This is a genomic window from Gellertiella sp. DMC107, assembly GCF_056313605.1.
On the sequence record NZ_JBQUZZ010000001.1, the window covers coordinates 902,692 to 916,910 of the forward strand.

At 63.4% G+C, this 14,219-nt stretch carries 18 protein-coding genes; 9 read left to right on the forward strand and 9 right to left on the reverse strand.

All coding sequences use genetic code 11. The features are described from left to right. Positions 1 to 12 precede the first annotated feature (12 nt). From ACT54B_RS04245 to ACT54B_RS04270, 6 genes are all read right to left on the reverse strand, one after another. Positions 13 to 1,044, reverse strand: a complete 1,032-nt coding sequence (locus tag ACT54B_RS04245) for a peptidoglycan -binding protein (protein ID WP_476043051.1) — start codon at positions 1,042 to 1,044, stop codon at positions 13 to 15. Between the two features lie 3 nt (positions 1,045 to 1,047). Continuing rightward, a complete protein-coding gene (locus ACT54B_RS04250) occupies positions 1,048 to 2,073 on the reverse strand; it encodes a flagellar motor protein MotA (RefSeq protein ID WP_476043052.1) in 1,026 nt (341 codons plus the stop codon). 279 nt (positions 2,074 to 2,352) lie between these two features. Further along, entirely contained in the window at positions 2,353 to 3,153 is an 801-nt protein-coding gene (locus ACT54B_RS04255; RefSeq protein WP_476043054.1) for an inositol monophosphatase family protein, read from the reverse strand. A 185-nt stretch (positions 3,154 to 3,338) separates the two neighbouring features. After that, positions 3,339 to 3,659, reverse strand: coding sequence for a YkgJ family cysteine cluster protein (locus ACT54B_RS04260; RefSeq protein ID WP_476043056.1), 321 nt, complete (start codon positions 3,657 to 3,659; stop codon positions 3,339 to 3,341). Next, positions 3,656 to 4,792 (reverse strand): tetratricopeptide repeat protein, encoded by a 1,137-nt coding sequence (locus ACT54B_RS04265; protein ID WP_476043057.1) that lies wholly within the window; start codon positions 4,790 to 4,792, stop codon positions 3,656 to 3,658. Before ACT54B_RS04265 ends, ACT54B_RS04260 begins: the two co-directional genes overlap by 4 nt. 9 nt (positions 4,793 to 4,801) lie before the next feature. Further along, positions 4,802 to 5,455: a thiamine phosphate synthase gene (locus ACT54B_RS04270; protein WP_476043058.1), complete on the reverse strand. Its 654-nt coding sequence runs from the start codon at positions 5,453 to 5,455 to the stop codon at positions 4,802 to 4,804. A gap of 108 nt (positions 5,456 to 5,563) precedes the next feature. Here ACT54B_RS04270 and ACT54B_RS04275 point away from each other — a divergent pair, with 108 nt between their 5' ends. After that, on the forward strand, positions 5,564 to 6,328 hold the full coding sequence (locus tag ACT54B_RS04275) for a sulfite exporter TauE/SafE family protein (protein WP_476043060.1): 765 nt from the start codon (positions 5,564 to 5,566) through the stop codon (positions 6,326 to 6,328). A gap of 109 nt (positions 6,329 to 6,437) precedes the next feature. Then, complete coding sequence (locus ACT54B_RS04280) at positions 6,438 to 6,704, forward strand: ArsR/SmtB family transcription factor (protein WP_476043061.1); 267 nt, start codon at positions 6,438 to 6,440, stop codon at positions 6,702 to 6,704. Between the two features lie 296 nt (positions 6,705 to 7,000). Here the strand turns inward: ACT54B_RS04280 and ACT54B_RS04285 are convergent, their stop codons facing one another. Continuing rightward, on the reverse strand, positions 7,001 to 7,171 hold the full coding sequence (locus tag ACT54B_RS04285; RefSeq protein WP_476043062.1) for a YdcH family protein: 171 nt from the start codon (positions 7,169 to 7,171) through the stop codon (positions 7,001 to 7,003). Positions 7,172 to 7,375: 204 nt separating this feature from the next. Between ACT54B_RS04285 and ACT54B_RS04290 the strand changes: the two genes are divergently transcribed. The 6 genes from ACT54B_RS04290 to ACT54B_RS04315 all read left to right on the forward strand — a co-directional run bounded on the left by ACT54B_RS04290 (position 7,376) and on the right by ACT54B_RS04315 (position 11,241). Beyond that, the gene (locus tag ACT54B_RS04290; RefSeq protein WP_476043063.1) at positions 7,376 to 7,579 is read left to right on the forward strand and encodes a YdcH family protein; all 204 of its coding nucleotides are present in this window, start codon (positions 7,376 to 7,378) and stop codon (positions 7,577 to 7,579) included. 19 nt (positions 7,580 to 7,598) lie between these two features. Next, complete coding sequence (gene purE / locus ACT54B_RS04295; RefSeq protein ID WP_476043064.1) at positions 7,599 to 8,093, forward strand: 5-(carboxyamino)imidazole ribonucleotide mutase; 495 nt, start codon at positions 7,599 to 7,601, stop codon at positions 8,091 to 8,093. Then, positions 8,093 to 9,163 carry a 5-(carboxyamino)imidazole ribonucleotide synthase gene (locus tag ACT54B_RS04300; RefSeq protein WP_476043065.1) on the forward strand — a complete coding sequence of 357 codons (1,071 nt, stop codon included), beginning with the start codon at positions 8,093 to 8,095 and terminating at the stop codon, positions 9,161 to 9,163. Before purE ends, ACT54B_RS04300 begins: the two co-directional genes overlap by 1 nt. A gap of 173 nt (positions 9,164 to 9,336) precedes the next feature. After that, positions 9,337 to 9,462 (forward strand): type B 50S ribosomal protein L36, encoded by a 126-nt coding sequence (gene ykgO / locus ACT54B_RS04305; RefSeq protein WP_183364319.1) that lies wholly within the window; start codon positions 9,337 to 9,339, stop codon positions 9,460 to 9,462. Between the two features lie 87 nt (positions 9,463 to 9,549). Then, the gene (locus tag ACT54B_RS04310) at positions 9,550 to 10,182 is read left to right on the forward strand and encodes a tetratricopeptide repeat protein (RefSeq protein ID WP_476043067.1); all 633 of its coding nucleotides are present in this window, start codon (positions 9,550 to 9,552) and stop codon (positions 10,180 to 10,182) included. Positions 10,183 to 10,242: 60 nt separating this feature from the next. Continuing rightward, the gene (locus ACT54B_RS04315) at positions 10,243 to 11,241 is read left to right on the forward strand and encodes an alpha/beta fold hydrolase (protein WP_476043509.1); all 999 of its coding nucleotides are present in this window, start codon (positions 10,243 to 10,245) and stop codon (positions 11,239 to 11,241) included. Positions 11,242 to 11,283: 42 nt separating this feature from the next. Here ACT54B_RS04315 and pyk read toward each other — a convergent pair whose 3' ends face one another. Together pyk and ACT54B_RS04325 are read right to left on the reverse strand one after the other, a co-directional pair. Then, positions 11,284 to 12,723, reverse strand: coding sequence for a pyruvate kinase (gene pyk, locus ACT54B_RS04320; protein WP_476043068.1), 1,440 nt, complete (start codon positions 12,721 to 12,723; stop codon positions 11,284 to 11,286). Then, positions 12,720 to 13,196, reverse strand: a complete 477-nt coding sequence (locus ACT54B_RS04325) for a DUF1036 domain-containing protein (RefSeq protein WP_476043069.1) — start codon at positions 13,194 to 13,196, stop codon at positions 12,720 to 12,722. Before ACT54B_RS04325 ends, pyk begins: the two co-directional genes overlap by 4 nt. Positions 13,197 to 13,382: 186 nt before the next feature. On the opposite strand from ACT54B_RS04325, the gene ACT54B_RS04330 reads away from it, so the two are divergent. Continuing rightward, the gene (locus tag ACT54B_RS04330; protein WP_476043070.1) at positions 13,383 to 14,198 is read left to right on the forward strand and encodes an N-formylglutamate amidohydrolase; all 816 of its coding nucleotides are present in this window, start codon (positions 13,383 to 13,385) and stop codon (positions 14,196 to 14,198) included. Positions 14,199 to 14,219: the final 21 nt, after the last annotated feature.

Genomic DNA, 14,219 nt, shown 5'->3' on the forward strand with positions numbered 1-14,219 from the left:
GCGGCCCTTCCGTTATTTTTCCGTCAGTTTCAGTTCGATGCGCCGGTTGGCCGCCCGCGCCTCCGGGCTATCGCCTTCGGCAATCGGCTGGAACTCGCCGAAGCCCGCCGCCGCCAGCCGGTCGGCGGGTACGCCCTTGGAGATCAGGAACTTGACCACCGACGTGGCACGCGCGGAGGAAAGCTCCCAGTTGTCCGCAAACTTGCCCGTGCCCGACAGCGGCACATTGTCCGTGTGCCCGTCGACCCGCAGGACCCAGTTGATCTCCGGCGGGATTTCCTTGGAAAGCTCGACGATGGCATCCGCCACCTTCTGCATTTCCACCTCGCCTTCCGGGTTCATCACATTGGCGCCCGAGGGAAACAGCACTTCCGACTGGAAGACGAAGCGATCGCCGACGATGCGGATGTTCTGCCGATCCGAGAGGATCTCGCGCAGCCGCCCGAAGAAATCGGAGCGGTAGCGGTTAAGCTCCTGCACCCGCTGGGCAAGCGCGATATTCAGCCGGTGACCGAGATCGGCGATCTTGGTGCGTGACGCCTGGTCCTTCGCTTCCGCCGCTTGCAGCGCCTGTTCGACGGCGGCGATCTGGCTGCGCAGCGCGGCGATCTGCTGATTGAGCAGTTCCACCTGGCTCATCGCCCGGGCACTGATCTTCTTCTCGGCATCGAGACTGTCGGAAAGAACGCCGATCCGGGCCTGCGCGGCATCGGCCCCGCCGCTTCCGGCGGTCAGCAATTGCTGCAGCCGGCTGCGTTCGCTTTCGGAAGCAGCGAGCGAGGATTGCAGCGCCGCGAGCGAATCTTCGAGGTCCTGCTTGCCGTTGCGCTCCAGTGCCAGTGCCTGCGTCAATTCGTTGATCTGGCTGTTAAGACGCGTTAGCACCTCGTCCTTGCCGGAAATCTCGCGGCTGAGCAGGAACTGCCCGAGCACGAAGACCGTCAACAGGAACATGATCGACAGCAGCAGCGTCGAGAGGGCATCCACGAAGCCCGGCCAGTAGTCGATGCTGCGCTGGGTCCGGCGATTGCGGGAAAGCGCCATGGATCAGCGCTCCTTCAGCCGGTCGGCGAGCTTGTCCAGCGTACGGCGCATGGCCTTGGTTTCCTCCTGCTGGGCCTCGATCCAGTTGCGCAGCATCTGCTGTTCGCCGCGCATGGTCTTCACCAGCCCCTGAATGCCTTCCGCCAAATGGGCGGTGGCTTCGGAGAGCCTGCCGGAATCGCCGCCTTCCACCGAAAGCCGCTCGAGCTGCTCGGTGATGGCGCGAAGCTCCTCGACGGGCGCGGCCTGCACCGGTCCTGCGGCGGGCGCGCGGTCGCTGTTCACGTCGGTGACCGAGGACAGCCAGTCTTCCAGCTCGGTGTAGAAGCGGTTCTGGGCACGGCCGGCCTGCAGATCGAGAAAGCCGAGGATCAGCGACCCGGAAAGACCGAGAAGCGAGGAGGAAAAGGCCGTACCCATGCCGGAGAGCGGCGCCGACAAGCCTTCCTTCAGCGACAGCAGCACGGCGGAGGCATCGCCCGTTCCGGGGTCCAGGGTCTGGATCACCTGGTTGATCGAGGCAATGGTTCCGAGAAGACCCCAGAAGGTGCCGAGCAGGCCGAGAAACACCAGGACGCCGATAAGATAGCGGGAAATGTCCCGCGTCTCGTCAAGGCGCGTGGCAATCGAATCGAGGATCGAGCGAAGCGCCGCCGTCGAGATCGCCATCGTCTCCTGATTGCCGATCAGGGCTCGCATGGGCGCGAGAAGCTTCGGCTCGCGCCCCACCCGGTCCGCATGGCCGGCGGCGCGGAAGCTGTTGAACCAGGTCACCTCGGGCCGGAGCCCCAGCACATGGGAGAAAACCAGGATGATGCCGATCAGCTCGACACCCAGGATCAGTCCGTTGAGGCCGGGATTGGCGATGAAGGCCGTATGGATCTGGCGGTAAAGAATGGCGGCAATGAAAGCGATGATGATCAGGAAAAGGATCATCGTCCAGAAGACCGGCATCGGGCTGGAAAGCTTCTTCCCGTAGCGGCCCGGGCGGGCATCGGCCGCGCCTGAAATGGTAGGATCGATGTTCATGCGATGGAGATCCCGAAGTGTTTCGTGCGACGCAATTGGTCAATTGGCAAAAGCCTAACCCAGAGCCGCCCGAAAATGAAACAGTTCTCGCCGGGGAAACGCATTCATCCTCACCCTATTGGCGGCGAAACCCACCTTGGAGGGGAATGCATTGACCGCTGCAATCGTTCCGATCAGGCGCGCTGCCATCGCCCCTTATCGCGCCGGACCATGACAAAAAGGCGATGCCCGCAGGGGGCATCGCCTTTTCTTTAAGGCCACGGAAGATCCGCAGAAAGATCAGCGCGCCGGAACCGGGCGGTGCGTCACTTCGAGCAGCGCCTTGTGGATCAGCTCGTTGCCGGCAAGCACGGTGCCGGTTTCGAGGATGTTCGTGCCGCCGTTGAAATCGGAGACATAGCCGCCCGCTTCGCGGATCAGCACGATGCCGGCCGCGATGTCCCAGGCCGAAAGGTCGTTCTCCCAGTAGCCGTCGACACGGCCTGCCGCCACATAGGCGAGATCGATGGAGGCGGCGCCGAAGCGGCGTACGCCGGCGGTTTCGCCCATCACATGGCGCAGTTCCACCAGGAACTTGCCGTGATTGCCGCGGCCGAGATGCGGAACGCCGCAGGCAATGACCGCATCCGAGAGCGACCGGCGCGAGGCAACGCGCAGGCGGCGGTCGTTCAGGAAGGCGCCGCCGCCGCGCTCGGCGGTGTAAAGCTCGTCCATGGCCGGATTGTAGATGACGCCGGCGACGATCTCGTTGTTGCGCTCGAGCGCAATCGACACGCCGAAGATCGGAATGCCATGCAGGAAGTTGGTCGTGCCGTCGAGCGGATCGACGATCCAGCGATGCGCCCCGTCCGTGCCCTTGATCTCTTCGCTTTCCTCACCGAGGAACCCGTAGGTCGGGCGGGATTTCATCAGCTCGTCATGGATGATCTTCTCGGCCTTGCGATCGGCCTGCGACACGAAATCGCCGGGCCCCTTCAGCGAGACCTGAAGGTTCTGCACCTCGCCGAAATCGCGCGAAAGCGACTTGCCCGCCTTGAGGGCAGCCTGAACCATGACATTGAGAAGTGCTGAACGAGCCATTGCGTGGGTTTTCCTTGAAAGCAGTCCGGTCAGGCCAGCGCAGCCGGGCAGCGCGGCGGGTGGAGACCAGCAATACGAGATATTGCCGCCTCAAGACCACAAAACGCGCGCGAATTCAAGGGGCCGGGGCGGTCTTGGCCCCGTGCAGGGCCGATATGTGGGCAGTGCACGGCTGGAACGGGCAGTCAGGCCGCCTGCCCGATGCCATGCGCCGCCCGCGCCATCAGGCATTCGGGATCGCCCGGCATGCAGGCGCGGCAGACCTCGGGGCGAACGGCATAGATGGTGCAGGCCACATGCTTGCCGATTTCCCCGCCGAGGGCGAGACAGCGATCGTTCTCGCAGCGCATGCCGGAGAGGTCCGCGGCGACGAAGGCTTCGGGAATGAGCGCCAGAGCCTCCTCGCTTTCCAGCGAAAAACGCGGCCATTCGGCGCTGTAGGCACAGCAGGCACCGCAGCTCTGACAATCGAAATCGGCCAAAGCCGCAGGATCCTCCAGGCTCATCGGCGTGGCCGGAAGGCATCGGCAAGCGCGATGGCCTTCTGCTGCTTGTCGTCCTCGATGCCGAGGAAAAAGTCCTCAAGCCCCGGATCGGCAAGACCGGCGCGGCGGGAGATGACATACCATTTCGCCGCCTCGACCGGATCGGGTCGGGTGCCGATCGCCTCGATCAGAAGATGGGCCACCTTGTTGGCAGCCGAGATATTGCCGCGCTCGGCCGCGATCTTCAGCCATTCGAAGCCCGCCTTGGCGTCGCGCGGGCCGGCAGTGCCGTTGACGAGCCAGAGGCCGAGATCGAGCTGCGCCGTATCGAAGCCGGCCCGGGCCGCCCGTTCGATCCAGGTCAGGGCCTTCAGCTTGCGGTCGGCACCGAGATCCTCGACCGCCATATAGATCTGCGAAACGGCATATTGCGCATCGGCAATGCCCTGCTCGGCCGATTTCAGATAATAGGGCAAGGCCATCTTGAGCCCGTCCGGCCCCGGATGATCGCCCACCACCACCTGCGCATAATTGAAGGCGGCCGAAGCATTGCCCAGATCGGCGGCCTTTTTCATCAGCACGTCCGCCTTGGCCTTGTCCTTCTTGACGACCGTGCCTTCCATCAACAGGAGGGCATATTTGAACATGGCAGCGGGATCGCCGTGGTCGGCAGCCTGCTGGTACCAGAAGGCGGCAGCCTTCGGATCACGCTTGACGCCAAGCCCGTTGGACAGCAATTCGCCGATCAGCGTCTGCGCCGCTGCATCGCCCAGCTGCGCGCGCGGCAGGGCTTTTTCCATGGCGGTGAGGAAGAGGCCGAGCTGATAGGCCCCATAGGCCTCATCGATCGGCCCCTTATATTCCTTTTCCGGCGGCAGAGGGGGCAGGTCGGCGCCCATCCGCTCCAGAAGCGTCAGGCCGCCATCCTTCTTGCGCTGCTGGTCCGCATCCGGCGGCATCAGCTTCTGCGCGTTGCCGTTCATGCGCTCGAGCGCATTGTTTTCGGGCTGGACGCGCCCCTGCTTCAGATCGGTTGCCGCATCGCCCACCGGCCGGTTGACCACCGTATCCACGGCAAGCGCAGGCATGCCGAGGCTTCCCGAAACGAGGCCGGCGGCAAGAACAGGTCCGATATAGGGTGCGAAGCGGCTCATGCCCTGGTCTCAATCAGCAAACCGTGGCGCTTTTTCGTCAAGAAGCGCATTCACTTCGGCAACGGCGGCAGCCGTACCCTGCGGCGCTGAGAAAATCGCCTCGCGAAGCGCCACGAATTCCGCGCCTGCCTCGGCCACCGCCAGCGCCGAATCGACCGAGGTGCCGCCCATGACGATGCAGGGAATCTCGATCATCGAAGACCACCATTCGCCAAGGGCCAGATTCTTGGGATGGGCCTCCGGCTTGATATCGCCATCCAGCTTGCCGAAGAACACATAGTCGGGCCGGCATTCGCCGAGTTCCAGCGCCGCGTGGCGCTCGGTGGCCCCGCCACCGCCCACGATCATTTTCGGGCTGTGCCGTTCCATGGCCTCGGCGAGATCCGGAGCTTTCCCCTCGATGTGAAGTCCGTCCGCCTTGACCCGGCCCGCCACCCGGCTGTCGCCTGACAAAAGGGCCGCCGCACCGGCATCCTGGATGAGCGGCACGAGCGCCTGCGCCCGCTTCTGGTACTCCGCATCGGAAAACCCGTATTGCGGCAGGATGACGGAGGCCACATCGCCACCCTTGAGGGCGGCGGAAAGGGCGGCCACGCCACCATCTTCCCCGGCTTCTTCGGGCAGGATCAGAACGAGGCGGCAACGGTCTTCTGGTGAGCTCATGGCAATTTTCTCTGGATCGTCGTCCCGAATGGCCGGATACAGCCCTGGACGCCCTCGTGTCTTTATCCGGAATCCGATAGACCTCTCCTGCCAAAGGATCAACTCTCCATGACGCCGGACACCGCCTTTTATCTGACTGCCATCCCCGCCGTTATCCTCGTGGGCCTCACAAAAGGCGGCATGGGCGAGGCCTTGTCCATGATGGGGGTTCCGCTGCTGGCCTTCGTCATTTCACCGGTCAAGGCTGCAGCCATCCTGCTGCCCGTGCTGATCTTCATGGACTGGGTGTCGCTGTTCATCTGGCGAAAGCACGGAAATACCCCCCTGCTTCTGAGCATGCTGCCGGGCGCGATGCTGGGGATCGGCATCGGCTGGGCAACGGCGGCCATGGTTCCGGGAGCGATCCTCCGGCTTCTGATCGGAGCCATGACGGTCCTTTTTGCGCTGCGCTATTTCTATAACCGGCTGCGCGCCGCGCGCGGCACGATCATCGCCGCGAAGCAGCCGAACCGGGCGGCTGCCGGCTTCTGGGGCACGCTGTCCGGCTATACCAGCTTCGTCACCCATGCGGGCGGCCCGCCTTTCCAGATCTATGCCTTGCCACTCGGACTCGATCCCAAGGCGTTCACCGGCACCTCCGTCCGCTTCTTCGCGGTGCTCAATCTGGTCAAACTCGGGGCCTATGCCTCGCTCGGCCAGATCGATACGGAAAATCTCTGGATTTCGCTGACGCTCCTGCCCTTTGCGCCTTTTGCCACCATGGCCGGCGCCTGGATTGTCAAGCGCATGCGCCCGGAAACCTACTATCCTGTCATGTATGGCATGGCGCTTCTGGCGGGCCTGCGCCTCTTCATCAGCGGGCTGCCGGGCTGACCCTCTTAGCACCCGCAAAAGATATCTTTTCGCGCTGCAAAAACTCCGCTAGTCTCGCCTTCCGCCGCGCCTTTTCCCGGGCACGGCGCGGGGGATGAGAGCCAAGGCCATGTCCAGCATCGATCCATTCAGCGCGATTGCCGATCCGCACCGCCGGCTGTTGCTCGAGGAATTGCGGCGCGGTGAAAAGACCGTATCCGTGCTGGCGGAGGGCCTCCCCATCAGCCGCCCGGCGGTTTCCCAACATTTGAAAGCGCTTCTGGACTGCGGGCTGGTAACGGTCCACCAGGAAGGTACGCGGCGCTTCTATGGCATCAACCCGCGCGGCTTCGACCGTTTGATCCTGTGGCTGGACCAGTTCTGGGCAGAACCCTGATTTTGGAGATGAGGTTGCAACACCGCCCTCAAGGCCATCGGCGGGCTTTCGCCCCAGGCGGGGGTATGCCGCCGATGGTTGTGAGAACGACCGGCCGATCCTTGTGCAGATCGATGCCTGCGCCCGGAAGCGCTTGCCGGTTCATGCGGGGCGATTTCCCCGCTGCTTTTGATTGCCTTGGCCTTTAGGCCCTTCGCCTGTGCCGGAACGAACCACGACGGCACGGGCTTTGATGAAGGTTTCTTTCGGTTGCCTAGTCACCCTCCTATGGTGTCAGGCTGTCATCCGCATGACGGTCAGTGCCTGGTCTTCAAGCGCTCCATCTCGTCCTTCAAACGAAGCTTGCGGCGCTTGAGGTCCGAAATGTGCTGATCGTCCGTAGAGGGCGATGTCATGGCGGAATGGAGTTCTCTTTCAAGGGCGACATGCTTCTGTTCAAGCGATTTCAGATGAGCCTCAATGGTCATATGAATGTCCTTCCTCTCTTTATTTGCCCGGGCGAGCCGGGGCTCGTGGTCAACAAAAGGAGTGTGACACGTTTATGAAGCTTTGTCGAAGGCGATTTCTGCCGCAGGCCTAACTTCCCGTTACCGGTATTTGGTGATAGGAGCTTGCTCAAAGCATGGGGATGCGGACAGAATGGTCCGCGAGACTGGAATGGGGATCGAGGAATGGCGGATCAGGATCAGGCGGAAGTCAGGCTGATTGTGGCGCGGCTCCGGCAGGAGCACGAGGACTATGATGCGGCCATCAATGCCATGATCCAGACCGGCTGCGACATGCTGCGCATCCAGCGGATGAAGAAGAAGAAGCTGGCGATCAAGGACAAGATCACCAAGCTCGAAGACCAGATCATCCCCGACATCATTGCCTGACCGCGCCGAGGAGACCGAGATGACCGAAAGACCTCCGGTCGCCATCATCATGGGCAGCCAGTCCGACTGGGAGACCATGAAGAATGCCGCAGATACGCTGGATGCGCTCGACATTGCCTACGAGGCCCGTATCGTGTCGGCACATCGCACGCCGGACCGGTTGGTGCGTTTTGCCAAATCGGCACGGGACGAAGGCTTCAAGGTGGTTATCGCCGGTGCTGGCGGTGCTGCGCACTTGCCCGGCATGTGCGCCTCGATGACCCCCCTGCCCGTTTTCGGCGTTCCCGTGCAATCGAAGGCCCTGTCCGGCCAGGACAGCCTGCTCTCCATCGTGCAGATGCCCGCTGGCATACCGGTTGGCACACTGGCCATCGGCAAGGCGGGTGCAGTCAATGCAGCCCTTCTCGCGGCCGCCGTGCTTGCCCTTTATGACGATGCGCTCGCCGAGCGCCTCGATGAATGGCGCGAGCGTCAGACGGATGCCGTTGCCGAATATCCCATGGACGAAGCCTGATGAAAAACCATACGATCGGCATTATCGGCGGCGGCCAGCTCGGCCGCATGCTGGCGATGGCTGCCGCACGCCTGAATTTCCGCACCGTGATCCTGGAGCCGCAGGCCGACTGCCCGGCCGCCCAGGTGGCCAACAGCCAGATCACCGCCGCCTACGACGATCCCGATGCCCTCGACCGCCTGGCGGAACTGGCCGGCGTCGTAACCTATGAATTCGAGAATGTCCCCGTCTCGGCCGCCGAGCGGCTCGCGGCCCGCCTGCCCGTCTATCCGCCGCCGAAGGCGCTGGAAGTGGCGCAGGACCGCCTGACGGAGAAACGCTTCCTCAATGCCTGCGGCATCCCGACCGCCGATTTCCGGGCCATCGACAGCGATGCGGACCTGAAGGAGGCGCTTGCCGCCTTCGGCCACAAGGGCGTGCTGAAGACCCGTCGCCTCGGCTATGACGGAAAGGGACAGAAGGTCTATCGCGGCCCCGAGGACAGCCCCGAGGGCGGTTATGCTGCGCTGGGCGCGGTGCCTCTCATTCTCGAAAGCTTCGTCCCCTTCGTGCGGGAAATCTCGGTCATCGCGGCGCGCGCGACTGACGGTACGGTCTCCGCCTACGATCCGGCTGAAAACGTGCACCGGAACGGTATTCTCCATACATCCACCCTGCCGGCCGCAATCGGCGCAGACACCGCGGAGGCTGCAAAGCGTGCCGCGGAAAAACTGCTCAACGAGCTTTCCTATGTGGGCGTGGTGGGCATGGAATTCTTCGTGCTGGCCGATGGATCGCTGGTCGCCAACGAAATCGCGCCACGCGTGCATAATTCCGGCCACTGGACGGAGGCTGCCTGCGTCATCTCGCAGTTCGAACAGCATATCCGCGCCATTGCCGGCCTGCCGCTCGGCAATCCGCAGCGTCATTCAGACTGTGTCATGCAGAATCTGATCGGCGACGACATGAACGACGTGCCCAGCTGGCTGAAGCGGGACGATTCCCTCGTCCATCTCTATGGCAAGACCGAGGCGCGGCCGGGCCGCAAGATGGGGCATGTTACCGTACTTTCCGGCCGCAAGACGGCATAAAAGCGCGGGTTCATCCACCGCGCGGGCCGGATTCACGCCCCGAAGCGGTTGACAGAAAAGGGTCAAACAGGTAATTGCCTGCCAACCCAAGGAAGCGGGCACGAGCACGCTTTGAAGTTTCACAGTTCCCGGGCGAATGTCGAGTTCCCCGTCAAACATCGCGGATCAGAAAAATGAAGATCAAGAATTCGCTCAAGTCGCTCAAGGCCCGTCACCGCGACAACCGCATCGTGCGCCGCAAGGGCCGCGTCTACATCATCAACAAGCAGAACCCGCGCTTCAAGGCCCGTCAGGGCTGATTGCGCGGCCGGTCTCTCCGGCTGCCTGCACCGGCAAGGTGCATTAAACTGTTGGAACCTTACGCATGGCGGGCTATGATGTCCGCCATGCGTTTTCCTATTACACCTCTTCTTCTCGCAGCCCTGATTCCGCTCGCCTCTCCGGCCCTTGCCGATGAAGAGGCGCCGCAGGCGGATGTCATCGAGGCGCCGCAACTGCAGCCGCCACCGGGCACGGGCAGCCTCACCCTGGCGCCGCGGGAAACCCGCCTCGACGAGCTCTTCGCCAGGCTGAAGCGCGAGGGCAATCCGGATTCGGCCAAGACCATTGCCGGAGAGATTCGCGCCGTCCTCACCGAATCGGACAGCGCCACCGTGGATCTGCTGATGGGACGGGCCGCGACCGCCATCGCCGCGGGACAAAATGCCGCCGCCTTCGACTATATCGACCAGGTCACGATTCTTCGTCCCGACTATGCGGAAGGCTACAATTTGCGTGCCACGCTGCATTTCGCCCTCGGCAACAACCGCAAATCCGTCTCGGACATTCGCAAGACGCTGGCCATCGAGCCGCGCCATCTCGGCGCGCTGTCCGGATTGGCCGGCATCCTCACCATGGAAGGGCGCGACGAGGCCGCCCTGAAGGTGTGGCAGGCCTATCTCGATCTTTATCCCGCAGATCGCACCGCGCAGGATCAGGCCCGTGACCTCCTTGAAAAAATTGCCGGGAGCCGCACTTAAGCGGAGGGCCAGGCCCGTTCCGCTTGTTATTCCCGATCAGGTATACCTCCCTTGCGCATCGTGCTTTTCATCCTTGCCTTTCTAATTCTGCTTCTCGCTGGGCTGCTCCTCTTCTCCTGGCTCAAGGGACGCGCGCTGGAGGCAGCCTTTCCGAACATCGGCGAACGGATCGATGTTGGAGGCTACAGCCTGAACGCGCTGCACCGCGCAGCAGGGCCGGACGCAGATCTCCCGCCCCTCCTCTTCATTCACGGGGCGAGCGGCAACCTGCGCGACCCCGCAGGCGCCTTCCTGGCGCCGCTGGAAGGCCGCGCGGAACTGCTCTTCGTCGACCGCCCCGGCCACGGCTATTCGGATCGTGGCGGGCCGGAGAACGGGTTTCCGGACGGACAGGCGGATGCCATCGTCAAGGTCATGGATCACTACCGGATCCGGCAGGCCGTCGTGGTGGCCCATTCCTTCGGGGGCGCCATCGCGGCCAGCCTGGCGCTGCGTCATCCGGACCGGGTGCGGGGGCTGGTCTTCCTGGCAGCCGCCACCCATCCATGGCCGGGCGGCGTTGACTGGTATTACCGGGTTGCCTCGATGCCGGTCGTCGGCTGGCTCTTTACGCACACGCTTGCCTTGCCCGCCGGATTGCAGCGCATCGCTTCCGGGGCCGAATCGGTTTTCCATCCCAACAGGCCGCCGGAGAACTATCTCGAGGAGGCCGCCATTCCCCTCGTGTTGCGGCCGGAAACCTTCCGGTACAACGCCATCGACGTCGCCAACCTCCACGACTACGTGAGCCGCATTGCCCGCCACTACCCCGACATCCGGACGCAAACGGTGATCATCACCGGCGATGCCGACGAGATCGTGCTCGAAAACATCCATTCCCGGGGCCTGCATCGCGACATTGCCGGCTCGGAACTGCTCTGGATCCACGGCCTCGGCCACAAGCCGGATTACCTCGCCACCGACCTTGCCATCGCTGCAATCGAGAAGATCAGCGGCAAGCCCCGCGATCTTCAGGCGCTCGCCCGGCAGGTGGAAAAGCGGCTTGCTGCAAAAAAGTAAGGGCGCCGAAGCGCCCTTTTGTTATTGCCGTAAAGCCCGAACTCAGATGCCGCTGAGGCCGTCGGAGCCGATATAGGCGATGCGCAGCATGTTGGTGGCGCCGGGAGTGCCGAGCGGCACGCCTGCGGAGATGATCACCCGGTCGCCCGGCTTGCCGAAGCCTTCGGCGCACACGATACGGCAGGCGCGATTGACCATGTCGTCCAGATCGGTCGCATCCTGCGCGATCACGCAATGCAGGCCCCAGACCACGGAGAGGCGGCGCGCCGTCTGCACGATGGGCGAGAGCGCGATGATCGGCACCTGCGGCCGCTCGCGGGCGGCGCGAAGGCCGGTCGTGCCCGAAGACGTATAGGTGACGATGGCCGAAAGCTTCAGCGTTTCGGCAATCTGGCGGGCGGCAAGCGAGATTGCATCGGCACCGGTCGCTTCCGGCTGCGGGCGCTGGGCGTAGATGATGCCGGAATAATGCGGGTCGCGCTCGATGGTGGAGGCGATGGATGCCATGGTGGACACCGCCTCGACCGGATATTCGCCCGAAGCCGATTCCGCCGAGAGCATGACCGCATCCGCGCCTTCGAACACGGCTGTGGCGACGTCGGAGACTTCCGCGCGGGTCGGAACCGGCGAGGAAATCATGGATTCGAGCATCTGCGTGGCGACGACCACCGGCTTGCCGGCCCGGCGGCAGGCGCGGATCATCTGCTTCTGCAGACCCGGAACCGATTCCAGCGGCATTTCCACACCGAGATCGCCACGGGCGACCATCAGCGCGTCGCTGAGCTCGATGATTTCCTCGATGCGTTCGATGGCCTGCGGCTTCTCGATCTTGGACATGAGACCCACGCGGCCGCGGGCGATCTTGCGCACTTCGGCCAGATCCTCCGGCCGCTGGATGAAGGAAAGCGCCACCCAGTCCACGTCGTCGGTGGCGAGCACCGCATCGAGATCGGCGCGATCCTTGTCGGTCAGCGCGCCGACGGGCAGCAGCGTATCGGGCAGGCTCACGCCCTTCTTGTCCGAAATCTTCGTGCCGGCGACGACCGTGCAGACGATCGAGGTGCCGTTGCAGGTCTCGGCGCGCAGTGCCAGCTTGCCGTCGTCGATCAGCAACCGATGGCCCGGCTTCACGGCCTGGAGAATTTCCGGATGCGGCAGGTAAACGCGGTTTTCGTCGCCCGGCTCGTCGCGATTGTCGAGGGTAAAGGTCTGGCCGACCTTCAGCGTCACTTTCGTTTCGGCAAACTTGCCGACGCGAAGCTTCGGGCCCTGCAGATCCGCCAGGATGCCGATGGGGCGGCCGCAGCGGGTTTCCACCGCGCGGATGCGCCCGACCAGCGTGCGCATGAGATCATGGCTGGCATGGCTCATGTTGATTCGGAAAAGATCCGCGCCGGCCTCGTGCAGCTTCTGGATCATCTCCTCCTCGGCGGAGGCGGGTCCGAGCGTGGCGAGAATCTTGACTTTGCGGTTACGCTTCATTGTTTCTGGCTTTCCTGGCTGCCGGAGGCGTCGTTAAGCTGTACCATCCAGCCTGCCTGACGGCCCGTATCATATTCCTTGAAGCCCATTTGCAGATAACCGCGCTTGAAGCAGTCCTTCACGCCGGTGATCTTGAACTTGTCCTGGGCCACGCACATCTTGATGTCGCCGGTCCAACGCCCGCCACGGGCGGCGTCCTCGGCATAGAGATAATAATAGCGGGACTGCAGCTTGCCCTCGATGAGGGTGGCGCAGGTGGATGCCGGGATCTGCCACCAGCCTTCCGTCGTCCAGCCTTCCTTTGCGCGATAGCCGATGGCCACGCCAACGAGGTTCTGGGTGCCGTTGCACACGCGGAATTCCGCATGCGCGACCCCTGAAACGCCCATGGCACCGGCGGCCACCGCAAGGCCGAGAAGAAGTCTGGAAAGAGATCTGCTGGAAGAGGTCACGGCGTTCCGCTGGGACTCCATGTTTGTTTGTCCTTTTCACTTCTTGCGACGGCGGGCCGGGAATGTCAACGCAACCCCGCCACCAAATTCAATCGATTGTATTTAAGAGGACCAGCGGGCGTCGCATGCAAAACATTCAATGGTTGCGCTCCTTTCGAAGCCATGCGATCACCACCTCCTGCGGATGACACGAAACGGTTCACATTCATGCCAACTTCGCCCCTGCCCGCGCCCCCTGAAGACGACGGGCCCTTCGAAATCCTTGCCGGCAATCCGCGGTCCAGCCTGGTGCTGCTCGCCGATCACGCGACCAATATCATTCCTGCGGCCTATGGCGACCTCGGTTTGCCCGCCTCCGCCTTCAGCCGTCACATTGCCTATGACATCGGCATCGAACCCTTGACGCGCCGTCTTGCCGCGCGCCTTGGCTGCCATGCCGTCCTGTCCCGTTTCTCGCGCCTTCTCATCGATCCCAACCGGGGCGAGGACGATCCGACCCTGATCATGAAGATCTCGGATGGCGCGATTGTGACGGGGAACCATCCGATATCTGGCGAGGAATGGCAACGCCGGATCACGCGTTTCCACCGCCCCTACCACGATGCGATTGCGGAAACCATCGCTCGGGCAGAACGGGAAGCGGGCGCGGTGCCCCTGGTTCTGTCGCTGCATTCCTTCACGCCCGTCTGGAAGGGCGTTCCCCGCCCCTGGCACGCGGCGGTGCTCTGGGATTCCGATGGCCGTGCGCCCTTGCCGCTGATCGACCGGCTGAACGCCGCAGGCGATCTCGTGATCGGCGACAACGAGCCCTATGACGGCGCGCTGAAGGGCGATACGCTTTACCGGCACTGCATGCGCACCGGCATTCCGCACGCCCTTCTGGAGCTTCGCCAGGACCTGATCGGCGACGATCCGGGCGTGGATGCCTGGGTGGATCGCCTCGCACCGATCTTCGCGGCGCTCGATGCCGATCCCCGCCTGCACCAGCGGCAGATCTTCCCCTCCCGCACCGGCCCCTACTGACGGCACGCTTGCTTTTTTCCG

Excerpts from the sequence above, each read along its gene's own strand:
- ACT54B_RS04245 (WP_476043051.1), bottom strand. The coding sequence starts at position 1,044 with ATGGCGCTTTCCCGCAATCGCCGGACCCAGCGCAGCATCGACTACTGG.
- ACT54B_RS04250 (WP_476043052.1), bottom strand. The coding sequence starts at position 2,073 with ATGAACATCGATCCTACCATTTCAGGCGCGGCCGATGCCCGCCCGGGC.
- ACT54B_RS04255 (WP_476043054.1), bottom strand. The coding sequence starts at position 3,153 with ATGGCTCGTTCAGCACTTCTCAATGTCATGGTTCAGGCTGCCCTCAAG.
- ACT54B_RS04260 (WP_476043056.1), bottom strand. The coding sequence starts at position 3,659 with ATGAGCCTGGAGGATCCTGCGGCTTTGGCCGATTTCGATTGTCAGAGC.
- ACT54B_RS04265 (WP_476043057.1), bottom strand. The coding sequence starts at position 4,792 with ATGAGCCGCTTCGCACCCTATATCGGACCTGTTCTTGCCGCCGGCCTC.
- ACT54B_RS04270 (WP_476043058.1), bottom strand. The coding sequence starts at position 5,455 with ATGAGCTCACCAGAAGACCGTTGCCGCCTCGTTCTGATCCTGCCCGAA.
- ACT54B_RS04275 (WP_476043060.1), top strand. The coding sequence starts at position 5,564 with ATGACGCCGGACACCGCCTTTTATCTGACTGCCATCCCCGCCGTTATC.
- ACT54B_RS04280 (WP_476043061.1), top strand. The coding sequence starts at position 6,438 with ATGTCCAGCATCGATCCATTCAGCGCGATTGCCGATCCGCACCGCCGG.
- ACT54B_RS04285 (WP_476043062.1), bottom strand. The coding sequence starts at position 7,171 with ATGACCATTGAGGCTCATCTGAAATCGCTTGAACAGAAGCATGTCGCC.
- ACT54B_RS04290 (WP_476043063.1), top strand. The coding sequence starts at position 7,376 with ATGGCGGATCAGGATCAGGCGGAAGTCAGGCTGATTGTGGCGCGGCTC.
- purE (WP_476043064.1), top strand. The coding sequence starts at position 7,599 with ATGACCGAAAGACCTCCGGTCGCCATCATCATGGGCAGCCAGTCCGAC.
- ACT54B_RS04300 (WP_476043065.1), top strand. The coding sequence starts at position 8,093 with ATGAAAAACCATACGATCGGCATTATCGGCGGCGGCCAGCTCGGCCGC.
- ykgO (WP_183364319.1), top strand. The coding sequence starts at position 9,337 with ATGAAGATCAAGAATTCGCTCAAGTCGCTCAAGGCCCGTCACCGCGAC.
- ACT54B_RS04310 (WP_476043067.1), top strand. The coding sequence starts at position 9,550 with ATGCGTTTTCCTATTACACCTCTTCTTCTCGCAGCCCTGATTCCGCTC.
- pyk (WP_476043068.1), bottom strand. The coding sequence starts at position 12,723 with ATGAAGCGTAACCGCAAAGTCAAGATTCTCGCCACGCTCGGACCCGCC.
- ACT54B_RS04325 (WP_476043069.1), bottom strand. The coding sequence starts at position 13,196 with ATGGAGTCCCAGCGGAACGCCGTGACCTCTTCCAGCAGATCTCTTTCC.
- ACT54B_RS04330 (WP_476043070.1), top strand. The coding sequence starts at position 13,383 with ATGCCAACTTCGCCCCTGCCCGCGCCCCCTGAAGACGACGGGCCCTTC.